Origin of the sequence: Pseudarthrobacter sulfonivorans (assembly GCF_001484605.1) — a bacterium.
Classification (GTDB): domain Bacteria; phylum Actinomycetota; class Actinomycetes; order Actinomycetales; family Micrococcaceae; genus Arthrobacter; species Arthrobacter sulfonivorans_A.
Genome location: NZ_CP013747.1, coordinates 3,310,310 through 3,322,365 on the forward strand (window position 1 = coordinate 3,310,310; position 12,056 = coordinate 3,322,365).

The following is a 12,056-nucleotide window of genomic DNA, read 5'->3' on the forward strand; positions in this document are numbered from 1 at the left end:
AGTTTCCCGCCGGCCGAAAGGATCTGTCCGTGATCACCAAGAACCTTTTCCTGCAGGGCATCTTCCCTTTTGTGGGCACGGGGCTGGAAAAACCCGTCCCCATCCACAGCGAGCTCTCGCACTACGTTCCGGACGGCGTCATCAACCAAACGCTCTACTTCCGGGGCGGCAATTCCAGCAGTGAACTCATCACCGTGGTGCTGATGCGGAACGGCGTGCCCATGCGCTATTTCCCCATCGGCGCCAAGAGCGACGTCCATGTGCCGCTGCGGGTGGTGGAGGACATCGACGGCGGCTCGGTGGTGGAGCTCTATCTCGCCGCACCGGATGGTGTTGGGGGATCCGTGGTGGTGGACCTGGGCATGGTGGAACACTGATGACCAGCGTGCTGGACCGGCCGCAGGGCAGGCACGCAGGCGCCGCGCCGCGCCGCCGGCTGGTGGTGGTGGGCAACGGGATGGCGGGCGCCCGGGCCGTGGAGGAGATCCTGGCCCGCGGCGGCGCCGAGCAGTTCACCATCACCATGTTCGGCGACGAGCCGTACGGCAACTACAACCGGATCATGCTCAGCCACGTCCTCTCCGGCGAGGAAAGCGACGCCGACATCTTCCTGAACGCCCTGCCCTGGTACCGCGAGAACAGCATCACGCTGCACGCCGGGGTCCGTGTTGACCGGATCGACAAGTTCACGAAGCACGTCTTTTCCAATGACGGCCGCGTGACACCGTACGACACCCTCATCATCGCCACCGGGAGCCGCTCCCACATGCCGCCGATGGACGGACTGTACACACCTGGCGGGTCCGTGAAGCACGGTGTCTTCGGGTTCCGCACCATCGATGACACCCGACGGATGGTCCAGCATGCGCAGCAGGAGCACCACCGGCGGGCGGTGGTGATCGGCGGCGGCCTGCTGGGCCTCGAGGCGGCCTACGGCCTGAAAAGCCACGGCATCGACGTGGAGGTGGTGCACTCCGGCGGGCACCTCATGAATGCGCAGATGGGGCCCGACGGCGGCGCGGTGCTGCGCAGGAGCGTGGAGGCCCTGGGTATCCGGGTGCACACGTCCAGCCGTACCACTGCTGTCCTCGGGAGCGACATGGTCAGCGGCGTCAGCCTCCGGGACCGGGAGGACATCGCCTGCGACATGGTGGTGGTGGCCGCGGGCATCCGGCCGAACGTGGACGTGGCTGTGCTGAGCGGGCTGCCGGTGGAGCGGGCCATTGTGGTGGATGACCGGCTGCGGGTCCAGGACGAAGACGATATCTATGCGGTGGGGGAGTGCGTCCAGCACCGCGGCGAGGTCTACGGGCTGGTGGCGCCGCTGTGGGAACAGGCTGTGGTGCTTGCCAACCACGTGACCGGCGTCGACACATCCGCGGCCTACCTCGGCTCGCGGACCGCCACCAAGCTGAAGGTTGCCGGCGTCGACGTCGCATCCATGGGACTGCACGGTCCCGAGTTCGACACCGACGAGCACATCGTCTTCTCGGAGCCCAGCCGCGGCATTTTCAAGTCCATCGTGGTCCGCGACAACAAGATGGTGGGTGCCACGCTCCTGGGCGACAGCCGGAAGGTGGCCTACCTGACGCAGGCCTACGACCGCGGGCTGCCACTGCCCGACGAACGGATCGCGCTGATGTTCGACGTCGGCGGGCCGGGTGAGGCGGTGGGCGTGGCCGAGCTCGACGACGGCGCCCAGGTCTGCAACTGCAACGGCGTCAGCAAGAAGGCCCTGGTGGACGCCGTGAAGGGCGGCTGCTCCACGGTGTCCGGCGCTATGGACGCCACCCGGGCCGGCAAGGGCTGCGGTTCCTGCAAACTCCTGGTCCGGCAGGTGGTGGAATGGGCCGCGGACGGCGCGGTGGAGGAGGACCCGGCCGCCAGCTACTACGTGCCCGGGATCCCGCTGGACAAGCCGGCCCTGATGGCCGCCATCCGGAAACAGGGCCTGCGCTCCGTGTCCCAGGTGTTCACGGCCCTGGCTCCGGGGAGCGCCGAGGATGCGAAGTCCAAGATGGGCCTGGCCTCGCTGCTGAAGATGATGCTCGCGGACCGGTACATCGACGAACGCGACGCCCGATTCATCAATGACCGCGTGCACGCCAATATCCAGCGCGACGGCACCTTCTCGGTGGTCCCGCAGATGAAGGGCGGCGTGACGTCCGTCCAGCAGCTGCGCCGCATTGCCGACGTCGCCGAAAAGCACAACGTGCCCCTGATCAAGCTGACCGGCGGGCAGCGGATCGACCTGCTGGGGATCCCCAAGGAGGACCTGCCGCAGGTGTGGGCGGACCTGGACATGCCGTCCGGCTACGCCTACGGCAAGAGCTTCCGCACGGTGAAGACCTGCGTGGGCAAGGATTTTTGCCGGTACGGCACCGGCGATTCCACGAAGCTGGGCATCGAGATCGAGTCCCGGTTCCAGGGCATCGAGTCACCGGCCAAGCTGAAGCTGGCTGTGTCCGGTTGCCCACGGAACTGCGCGGAATCGCTGGTCAAGGACGTGGGTGTGGTGGCTGTGGAGGGCGGACGGTGGGAGCTTTACGTCGGGGGAGCGGCGGGCGCCCACATCCGCAAGGGCGACCTGCTGGCCACCGTGGACCACCCCGAGGAGGTCAAGGTCCTGACAGGCCGCTTTATGCAGTACTACCGCGAGCAGGCCAACTGGCTGGAACGGACCTACTCCTTTGTGCCGCGGGTGGGCATCGAGCATCTCCGCGCGGTCATCGTGGAGGATTCCGAAGGTGTCGCCGCGCAACTGGACGCCGCCATGCAGGCATCCGTGGACAGCTACGTGGACCCGTGGAGTGAACGCGACGATCCACTCACGCCGGGCCAGTTCCGCACGTCCCTGCCGCTCACGGTCCTGCCCCAGGTGCCGGTCCGATGAGCGCCGATCCGATCAGCACCGAACCCGTCAGCACCAGCAGCCACATCCTGGGCCCGGTGGACCAGATCCCGTTCGGTGAGGGGAGGGCCTTCGGGGTGGACGGCGAGCAAGTGGCGGTCTTCCGGCTGCGGGACGGGACCCTGCGCGCCCTGTCCGCGGTCTGCCCCCACCGCGGCGGCCCCATTGCGGACGGCACCATAGACCGGGAGGTGGTGATGTGCCCGCTGCACCAGCACGCGTTCAGCCTGGAAACGGGCTGCTCCAGCACCGGCGCCGAACCTTTGCGCACGTACAGCGTTCAGGAGGATGCCGAACAGAACATTGTTCTGAAGTATCCCCATATTCGTGGCAATAGTTTGGCTTAACCGGGCCCGGGTGTAGCCCGCGTCACTTGCTGCGGTTTGAGTCTTGTAGGATAGACAGGCCGCGCGAACTTCGACGCACTGTGACTTTCCATACAGAAAATTCCTTGAAACATCAAGAAACCGAATTTTCGGGATGGAGAAGTCCCTGCCAAGGGTGCCGGCCAATCCCCTACCCACAAGGAATTGTTGTGCCTCAAAGTACCCCCACAGAACTCGTGAGCCCGACGGCGCAATCCGCCGTCGTCGACTCCACCCTCAGCGCCGAGGGCTACAAAAAATCCCTGAGCGGACGCCAGGTCACCATGATTGCCATGGGCGGCGCCATCGGCGTCGGCCTCTTTATGGGTGCAGGCGGACGCCTGGCCTCCACTGGCCCTGCGCTCATTTTCTCCTACGCCATTGCCGGCGTTATCGCCTATCTGCTGATGCGGGCCCTGGGCGAGCTGATCATGTACCGCCAGACGTCGGGTTCCTTCGTCAGCTACGCCGGTGAGATGTTCGGCAAGAAGGGCGCGTACCTGTCCGGCTGGATGTACTTCATCAACTGGGCCATGACCGGCATCGCCGAACTCATCGCGATCGGACTGTACTTCCAGTTCTTCTTCCCCAACGTGCCGGTCGAACTCAGCGCCGTCGCAGCGCTGCTGCTGCTCGTGGGCGTCAACCTCATGAGCGTCAAGGCGTTCGGCGAATTTGAATTCTGGGCCTCCTGCCTCAAGGTCGGCGCCATCGTGATCTTCCTGGCCGTGGGCACTTTCATGGTGGTCACCAACGCCCAGGTGGGCGACGGCAACGCCTCGGTGAACAACCTCTTCGCAGCCGAAGGCGGAATGTTCCCCAAGGGTGCGCTGGTGATGATCCTGGTCCTGAACGCCGTGATTTTCGCCTACAACGGCATTGAACTCGTCGGCATCACGGCCGGCGAAATGCAGGACCCCGCCAAGGAAGTTCCCAAAGCGATCCGCGCCGTCGTTTTCCGCATCGTGGTGTTCTACGTCGGTTCCGTGACGCTCCTGGCGATGCTGCTTCCCTCGGACCAGTACGTTGCCGGCACCTCGCCGTTCGTCACCGTGTTCGGCCAGATGGGCCTCGGCTGGATGGGCGATGTTATGAACATGATCGTCATCACCGCCGCGCTGTCCTCCTGCAACTCGGGCCTGTACTCGATCGGCCGGATCTTCCGGACCATGGCCAACAACGGGCACGCCCCGGAGTGGCTGACCAGGATGTCCAAGAGCCACGTGCCGTACGCCGCCATCCTGGCCATTGGGGCCGTCTACCTCGTTGGCATTCTGCTGAACATCTGGCTGGGCGGCTCCCACGCCTTCGACCTCGCGCTCAACTCCGCATCGATCGGCGTGATCTTCACCTGGGGCGCCATCTTCGCCAGCCAGATCGCGCTGCGCCACAAGAAGGGCAAGGTCTCCTCCCTGCCCGCGCCCGGCGGAACCTGGAGCAGCTGGGCCGGACTCATTGCGCTGCTGGCCATCACCGTGCTCATCGGCTTCGACACCATGACCAGCAAGACCGGCGAGGTATTCCACCTCGGTCTCTGGACCCTGGCAACCATCCCGTTCTTCGCCCTGGTCCTGTGGCTGGGCTGGCAGAAGGTCAAGCACAACGAGCCCAAGAGCGAGCTCTTCTGCTAGGTCTTTTCGCCTCAGCAGCCGGACGCTACGCGGACGGACGCTAAGAAGTCCGACGTCGGCGGGTCACCCTTTCGGGGGCGGCCCGCCGTCGTCGTCGGTGGAGCCTGTCAAAACCCGTGTGTGTTCCTGCCCAGGTGCTTTGCCCGGCGCGCCCAAGAGTCCGGCGCGTCGCGCACGGCCGACGGGAACCCGGGGGACTAGCTGGGCTGGAGCGTTCAGGTCCGGTTGGCGTCCACGCTCTTGAGGTGCCGGGCAAAGTGGTCTTCGATCCGCTGCCAGGCTTCGGGGGAGGACTCCGGGTCGGGGCCGATGCCCATGACCCGCATCAGCGGCCGGAAAACCGCCGGGCCCAGGTCGGATTCGTTGAGGAACGCGTGGCCTGCGGTGGGAAATTCCTTGACGCTGTTTTCGATGCCGAGGTTGTCCAGGGCGGTCTCAAGCTTGCCGGCCGCGCCCTTAAGGGTGAGGTCCCGGCCGCCGAAGTTGGCCACGATGGGGCAGGCTCCGCGGAGGCTTTCCTCGAGATTGCCGGGCAGGCGGCCGTAGTTGACCGAGGCCGCGTCGAAGCCGTCGCGGGCCACCAGCAGCGCGAATCCTCCGCCCATGCAGAACCCGATCACCCCGGTCTTGCCGGTGGACAGCGGCGACGTGGCCAGCCAGGACCGGGCGGTGGCGAGGTCGGTGAACGCGCGGCCGCTTCCCCGGAGCATGCTCCGCATGGTGCTGACCAGGCAGCGGCGCGGGCCGCCGTCGCTGAACAGGTCCACGGCCAGCGTCAGGTACCCGGCGCGGGCCATCCGGTCTGCATGCCCGCGCACCAGGTCGTTCAGGCCGAAGGCTTCGTGGATCACCAGGACCGCGGGAAACGGACCTGGCCCGGAAGGCGTGGCGAGATATCCGCCGAGCGAAGGCGAACCGCCGGCAGCGGCACTCTGGGCACCCAGGTCCACATAAGTCATGGGCCAAGGGTAGCCGCCGCCGTCGATCCCCTCCATCGACGCGGTCGGCGGACACGGGAACGGCGGCGGATCCCCCATGGGAATCCGCCGCCGTTCGAATATGGGAGGACTAGTCCTTGAAGGTGTCCTTGACGTTTTCGCCGACCTTCTTGGCGTCAGCCTTGACCTGGTCCGCCTGGCCTTCGGCCTTAAGTTTGTCGTTGTCCGTGGCGTTGCCGGCCGCTTCCTTGGCCTTGCCGCCCAGGTGCTCTGCTTCGTTACTGATCTTGTCTCCGAGGCCCATGAGTCTGGCCGCCTTTCGTTCCCGTTGATCTGACAATCGCTTTTTCAGCCTAACACAAAGCATGCTTACCATTTAAGGGAACCCGATTTCCGGCGGCCTGTCGAATGTCAGCGCCCCCGACTAGGCTCGATGCATGGAACACAGCACAAGCCTGACCCAGCACATTCATGCCACGCCGGAAAAGGTCTGGGCGGTCATCTCGGACATCCCGGGTTCCGCCTCCACCCTGTCCGGCATCGACGCCGTGCAGATGCTCAGCGACGGGCCCTACGGCGAGGGAACGCGCTGGAAGGAAACGCGGACCATGATGGGCCGCTCGGAAACTGTGGAGATGTGGGTGACGCAGGCCGATCCTCCCCGCAGCACCACGGTCAAGGCCCTCCAGGGCGGCGCCGATTACACGTCGCGCTTCAGCCTGGCCGAGCGCGACGGCGGGACGGACCTGACGCTGACCTTCGGCGCCGACGTCGTCAAGCCCACCCTGCTCAGCAAGGTCAGCATGACCCTCTTCGGCAAGCTGGGCATGAGCATGACACGCAAGGCGCTCTCGAAGGACCTGGCGGAAATCGCCGCCAAAGCGGAATCGCTCTAGTGGCGGCAAAGGCCCCCAAGGTAACGGCTCCCCGGCTCTCGCCGGTCAGCCTGGAGGATGTCACGGATGATCCGGCCCCGGACTTCCAGCGTGGTGAAAGGTACGACGGCGTCCGGTACAGCCGGGCGGCCGCCGACGGTCTGGAGCTGAGCGGCACGGATTTTGCCGAGTGTGAGTTCCAGGGCGTCTCCTTCAATGACACCCAGCTCCGCGGGGCCACGTTCCGGGACTGCATCCTGTCCGAGCTGTACGCGCCGGTGTTCCGGGCCGCCCGCTCCACGTGGCGGGACGTGCAGCTGAACAATCCCCGGCTGGGCTCCGCTGAGCTGTATGAAACCGGCTGGCAGTCGGTCCGGATCGACGGCGGCAAGCTGGACTTCCTGAATCTGCGCGGGTCCAAGCTGACGGACGTTGTCATCAGCGACTGCATCATCAACGAACTGGACCTCGGTTCCGCCTCCGGGACGCGCGTGGCGCTCAAGAACTGCACCATCGGCACCCTGGATCTCACAGGCTCGCGGCTGAAGGATTTTGATCTTCGCGGCACGGATTTCCGGACCATCAGCGGCCTCGGCAGCCTGGCCGGCGTGGTGATCGACGACTATCAGCTGAGCCTGCTGGCGCCGCTCCTTGCCGGGCACCTCGGCGTCCTTGTCCTGTGAGTGTAGTCTTTATAGAACGAACGGTCGGTAAATAGGGCGGTCACTGGACGGCCCCGAAGATTTCCGGCTCCCTGGCGTAAAGGATTTGTTCTTATGGTCGAGGCTTTTCTTGTTGGCGGCGTCCGCACTCCCGTGGGCAGGTATGGCGGTGCGTTGTCGGCGGTCCGTCCTGATGATCTGGCTGCACTGGTGATCCGGGAGGCCGTGTCCCGTGCGGGCCTCGACCCGGACAGTATCGAGGAAGTCATCCTGGGCAACGCAAACGGCGCGGGCGAGGAGAACCGTAACGTGGCCCGGATGGCAGTCCTGCTGGCCGGGCTTCCCCTCCACATCCCGGGCATCACGGTCAACCGGCTGTGCGCGTCCGGGTTGAGCGCCATCATCCAGGCCAGCCACATGATCAAGTCCGGCGCCGCGGACGTGGTGATCGCCGGCGGCGTCGAGTCCATGAGCCGGGCACCGTGGGCCCAGGAGAAGCCCGCCACGGCGTTCGCGAAACCGGGACAGATCTTCGATACGTCCATCGGCTGGCGCTTCGTCAACCCCCTCTTCCAGAAGGGCGGGCTCGCCCGCGACGGCAAGATGACCTACTCCATGCCGGAAACCGCGGAGGAAGTGGCACGCGTGGACGGCATCACCCGCGAGGACGCCGACGCCTTCGCGGTCCGCTCCCACGAGCGTTCCCTCGCCGCCATTGCCGCAGGGCGCTTCAGGGACGAGATCGTCCCGGTGACGGTGAAGTCCCGCAAGGCCGAAACTGTGGTGGACACTGACGAAGGCCCGCGCGCCGGCACCACCCTGGAAGTCCTCGCCGGGCTGCGCCCCGTGGTTCCGGGCGGGTCCGTGGTCACGGCCGGGAACTCGTCCACGCTGAACGACGGCGCTTCGGCCATCATCGTCGCGTCCGAGGCCGCCATCGCCCGGCTGGGCCTGACGCCGAGGGCTCGGATCATCGACGGCGCCTCAGCCGGCTGCGAACCCGAAATCATGGGCATCGGCCCGGTCCCGGCGACGCAGAAAGTGCTCGCACGGAGCGGCCTCAGCGCTAGTGACCTGGGCGCCGTCGAGCTTAACGAAGCGTTCGCCACGCAGTCACTCGCGAGCATGCGCCGGCTCGGGCTGGACCCGGACACCGTGAATAACGACGGCGGTGCCATCAGCCTGGGGCATCCGCTCGGTTCCAGCGGTTCACGGATCGCCATCACCCTGCTGGGCCGGATGGAACGCGAGGATGCCAGGATCGGCCTGGCTACGATGTGCGTCGGTGTGGGCCAGGGCACCGCGATGCTGCTGGAGCGTGTCTGATGCCCGCCCCAGAAAGCGCGAACGGACACTTGAGCCCCTCCCCAGATAGCGCGAACGGACACTTAAGCACCGTTGAATTCGGCACCCTCCTGGTCGAGGAGCGGGATGACCGTGTGGTGGTCCTCCTCAACCGACCGGAAGTCCGGAATGCCATCGACCAGCAGATGGTGGACGAACTGCACGTGGTCTGCGCTGCGCTGGAGCAGAATCCCAAAGTCCTGATCATTGCAGGGGTCGACGGCGTCTTTGCCTCGGGTGCGGACATCGCCCAGCTGCGCGGGCGGCGCCGCGATGATGCGCTGCAGGGCATCAATTCCACTATTTTCGTGCGGATCGCGAAGCTGCCCATGCCGGTCATTGCCGCCCTGGACGGGTACTGCCTGGGCGGCGGCGCCGAGCTCGCCTACGCCGCCGACTTCCGGATCGGCACGCCCAGTGTCCGGATCGGCAACCCCGAAACAGGGCTGGGGATCCTCGCTGCGGCCGGGGCCAGCTGGCGCCTCAAGGAGTTGGTGGGGGAGCCGTTGGCCAAGCAGATCCTGCTCGCGGGCCTGGTCCTCCGCGCCGAGGAGGCTCTGGCCGCCAGCCTCATCACCGAAATCCACGAGGCGCCGGAACTGATGGATGCCGCGCACAACCTGGCGGACCGGATCGGCCGCCAGGACCCGCTGGCCGTGCGGATTACAAAGTCCGTGTTCCACGCCCCGGCCGAAGCCCACCCGCTGATTGACCAGCTGGCACAGGGGATCCTTTTTGAATCCCAGGCCAAGTTTGACCGCATGCAGGCTTTCCTCGACAAGAAATCAGAGAAGACGAAACCATGACGAACCCAAACCTTCCCTCCACCGTCGGCGTCCTCGGTGGCGGCCGCATGGGCGCGGGGATCGCCCACGCCTTCCTGATCAACGGTGCCAACGTCTTGGTTGTGGAGCGCGACGAAGCGTCCGCCGAAGCCGCCCGGGAACGCGTGGAATCCGCCGCCGCCAAGAGCATCGAACGCGGAGCCACCGACGGCAATCTTGATGAGATGGTGTCGCGGCTCGCCGTCACGGTCGATTACGACGACTTCAAGGACCGCCAGCTGGTGGTGGAGGCCGTTCCCGAAGACTGGGACCTGAAAGTCACCTCGCTCCGCGGCATCGAGGAGCGCCTGGCCGACGACGCCTACCTGGCCTCCAACACGTCGTCCCTGTCGGTCAACGGCCTGGCCCGCGAACTCAAGCGGCCGCAGAACTTCCTCGGACTGCACTTCTTCAACCCCGTTCCTGCCTCCACGCTCATCGAAGTGGTGCTCGGCGAGCAGACGTCCCCGGGCCTGGCTGAGGCGGCGAAACGGTGGGTCGAGGCACTCGGCAAGACCGCCGTCGTCGTCAATGACGCACCGGGCTTTGCCTCGTCACGGCTGGGCGTGGCCATCGCGCTGGAGGCGATGCGCATGGTGGAGGAGGGGGTGGCGTCCGCGGCGGACATCGACGCCGCCATGGTCCTGGGCTACAAGCACCCCACGGGCCCGCTGCGAACCACAGACATTGTGGGCCTGGACGTGCGGCTGGGCATCGCCGAGTACCTGCACTCCACACTGGGGGAACGGTTCGCGCCGCCGCAGATCCTCAAGGATAAGGTGGCCCGCGGAGAGCTTGGACGGAAGACCGGCAAGGGATTCTTCGACTGGGCTGAGTAGGATTTCCGGGTGACCCTCTTTGAACCCATCACCCTGACCGGCCGGCACGTGATTCTTGAGCCGCTGAAGCACGATCACCATGACGGCCTGGTGGCGGCCGCACAGGATGGCGAGCTGTGGAAGCTCTGGTACACGTCCGTCCCGTCGCCGGACGGGATGGCGGCGGAAATCGACCGCAGGCTGGCCATGCAGGAGCAGGGGTCCATGCTGCCGTTCACCACCCGGCTGATCGATCCTGCCACCGGCGGCCCGGGCCGGATCATCGGCATGACCACTTACTGCAATATCGACGCCGGCACGCCCCGTGTGGAGGTCGGTTACACGTGGAACGCCGCGTCCGTCCACGGCACCGGCACCAACCCCGACTCCAAACTGCTGCTGTTGCGGCACGCGTTCGAAACACTGGGCTGCGTCGCCGTGGAGTTCTGTACGCACTGGCTGAACCACCAGTCGCGGGAAGCGATCGCCCGGCTGGGTGCGAAGCAGGACGGCGTGCTGCGCAGCCACCGCCGGACCAGCGACGGCGTCGTGCGCGACACCGTGGTGTTTTCAATCCTGGAGCACGAGTGGCCCATGGTCCGGAACGGGCTGGAGCACAGGCTCGCCAAGCACCGCTAGCGATGCTTGGCGAGCAGATCGTACGGGGTGGAGCTAAGGCGCCGTCACAACGAAGGCATCCTGGCTGGCCAAGGATGCAAAGTATCCGTGTCGATAGCCTTCACCGTTGGGGTGGAAGTTGGCACTATCGAGCGGATTTGCCGGGTTGTAGTTGATCCAGGGATCCGCCGAGCCAATGCCGTGGCCGGTGAAAGCGGGCGCGACGTTGACGTATGTGGACCCGGTCCCTCCTGCCACGCCTGCGATGACCTGATTCAGTACTCCGGCCAAGGGGTTTGCCACCCCGGCGAACGGGTGGGCAGGGTCGAACAGCAAGGGGTATCCGGTGAAGACCACCTTGGCAGTAGGCGACTTGGACTTGATGGCCGCCACGATTTCTCCCAGGCCCGTGGCGAGGCTGCCGTCAGTCAGTTTTGCTATCGCGACCCCTTGAGCGGTGGCGCACTCCACCGATTCCGGTGCAGGCACGCAGGCCATCAGGATGGCGATGGACTCGAGATCGTTCCCGCCGGCCGTCACCGTCACAATGTCGGTGTCACCAGTGACCTTCAGGAGCGCAGCATCCCTGACCTGGAAAGTTTTCCAACCCGAACAAGCTGCGTTTGCCGTAAGTTCCACGTTGCGGAGATTGTCAGCTATCACAGGGTACCCCTTACGGCTTAGATCGCAGGTGGGGTCCGTATAAGGGGCCGCGCCTACTCCCGCGGCGTAGGAATCGCCCAGCGCCACATAGTCCGTCCTCGCCTGCGGCGCAGCTTCGGCTGGGATGGCCGCGAACCCCAGAGCCATTGCTATGGTGGCGAGGCCTGCTGCAAAAGCCGAGCGTCGTCGTCGTACTGCTGAAGCCGTCATCGATTTTCCCCTTTTTGACTATCTAATTGAATAAATAACACAGCATGTAACAGCCACCGTACGCCTTGCTCAAAGGCAGGTCACGGACCCGGAGTACTCGATTTTCTGCGCCGATACCTGCCCGGATACCTGTCCCGTGCGTGCAGCTGGCGGCGGCTGTGTGGTTAGCTGTCCGGGTGGAGACGACAGGGGGAGCC

13 protein-coding genes are annotated in these 12,056 nt (G+C 65.7%); 10 read left to right on the forward strand and 3 right to left on the reverse strand.

All coding sequences use genetic code 11. The features are described 5' to 3' along the window. Positions 1-29 precede the first annotated feature (29 nt). The 4 genes from AU252_RS14965 to AU252_RS14980 all read left to right on the forward strand — a co-directional run bounded on the left by AU252_RS14965 (position 30) and on the right by AU252_RS14980 (position 4,907). On the forward strand, positions 30-377 hold the full coding sequence (locus AU252_RS14965) for a hypothetical protein (RefSeq protein ID WP_058931403.1): 348 nt from the start codon (positions 30-32) through the stop codon (positions 375-377). Then, the gene (nirB, locus tag AU252_RS14970) at positions 377-2,893 is read left to right on the forward strand and encodes a nitrite reductase large subunit NirB (RefSeq protein WP_058931404.1); all 2,517 of its coding nucleotides are present in this window, start codon (positions 377-379) and stop codon (positions 2,891-2,893) included. Before AU252_RS14965 ends, nirB begins: the two co-directional genes overlap by 1 nt. After that, positions 2,890-3,258: a Rieske (2Fe-2S) protein gene (locus AU252_RS14975; RefSeq protein ID WP_058931405.1), complete on the forward strand. Its 369-nt coding sequence runs from the start codon at positions 2,890-2,892 to the stop codon at positions 3,256-3,258. Before nirB ends, AU252_RS14975 begins: the two co-directional genes overlap by 4 nt. 188 nt (positions 3,259-3,446) lie before the next feature. Then, positions 3,447-4,907, forward strand: coding sequence for an amino acid permease (locus tag AU252_RS14980; RefSeq protein WP_058931406.1), 1,461 nt, complete (start codon positions 3,447-3,449; stop codon positions 4,905-4,907). 215 nt (positions 4,908-5,122) lie between these two features. Here the strand turns inward: AU252_RS14980 and AU252_RS14985 are convergent, their stop codons facing one another. Both AU252_RS14985 and AU252_RS14990 read right to left on the reverse strand, forming a co-directional pair. Further along, on the reverse strand, positions 5,123-5,866 hold the full coding sequence (locus tag AU252_RS14985; protein WP_058931407.1) for a dienelactone hydrolase family protein: 744 nt from the start codon (positions 5,864-5,866) through the stop codon (positions 5,123-5,125). Positions 5,867-5,975: 109 nt separating this feature from the next. Then, positions 5,976-6,149 carry a CsbD family protein gene (locus tag AU252_RS14990; RefSeq protein ID WP_058931408.1) on the reverse strand — a complete coding sequence of 58 codons (174 nt, stop codon included), beginning with the start codon at positions 6,147-6,149 and terminating at the stop codon, positions 5,976-5,978. Positions 6,150-6,282: 133 nt separating this feature from the next. Here AU252_RS14990 and AU252_RS14995 point away from each other — a divergent pair, with 133 nt between their 5' ends. The 6 genes from AU252_RS14995 to AU252_RS15020 all read left to right on the forward strand — a co-directional run bounded on the left by AU252_RS14995 (position 6,283) and on the right by AU252_RS15020 (position 11,007). After that, the gene (locus AU252_RS14995) at positions 6,283-6,741 is read left to right on the forward strand and encodes an SRPBCC family protein (RefSeq protein WP_058931409.1); all 459 of its coding nucleotides are present in this window, start codon (positions 6,283-6,285) and stop codon (positions 6,739-6,741) included. After that, positions 6,741-7,403, forward strand: a complete 663-nt coding sequence (locus tag AU252_RS15000; RefSeq protein WP_058931410.1) for a pentapeptide repeat-containing protein — start codon at positions 6,741-6,743, stop codon at positions 7,401-7,403. Before AU252_RS14995 ends, AU252_RS15000 begins: the two co-directional genes overlap by 1 nt. Before the next feature lie 93 nt (positions 7,404-7,496). Beyond that, the gene (locus AU252_RS15005) at positions 7,497-8,708 is read left to right on the forward strand and encodes a thiolase family protein (protein WP_058931411.1); all 1,212 of its coding nucleotides are present in this window, start codon (positions 7,497-7,499) and stop codon (positions 8,706-8,708) included. After that, positions 8,708-9,532, forward strand: coding sequence for an enoyl-CoA hydratase/isomerase family protein (locus tag AU252_RS15010; RefSeq protein ID WP_240484195.1), 825 nt, complete (start codon positions 8,708-8,710; stop codon positions 9,530-9,532). Before AU252_RS15005 ends, AU252_RS15010 begins: the two co-directional genes overlap by 1 nt. Next, complete coding sequence (locus AU252_RS15015) at positions 9,529-10,389, forward strand: 3-hydroxyacyl-CoA dehydrogenase family protein (RefSeq protein WP_058931412.1); 861 nt, start codon at positions 9,529-9,531, stop codon at positions 10,387-10,389. Before AU252_RS15010 ends, AU252_RS15015 begins: the two co-directional genes overlap by 4 nt. Before the next feature lie 9 nt (positions 10,390-10,398). Further along, positions 10,399-11,007: a GNAT family N-acetyltransferase gene (locus AU252_RS15020; protein WP_058931413.1), complete on the forward strand. Its 609-nt coding sequence runs from the start codon at positions 10,399-10,401 to the stop codon at positions 11,005-11,007. A gap of 33 nt (positions 11,008-11,040) precedes the next feature. On the opposite strand, the gene AU252_RS15025 is transcribed toward AU252_RS15020, so the two are convergent. Next, positions 11,041-11,859, reverse strand: a complete 819-nt coding sequence (locus AU252_RS15025; RefSeq protein ID WP_083510416.1) for an SGNH/GDSL hydrolase family protein — start codon at positions 11,857-11,859, stop codon at positions 11,041-11,043. Positions 11,860-12,056 lie beyond the last annotated feature (197 nt).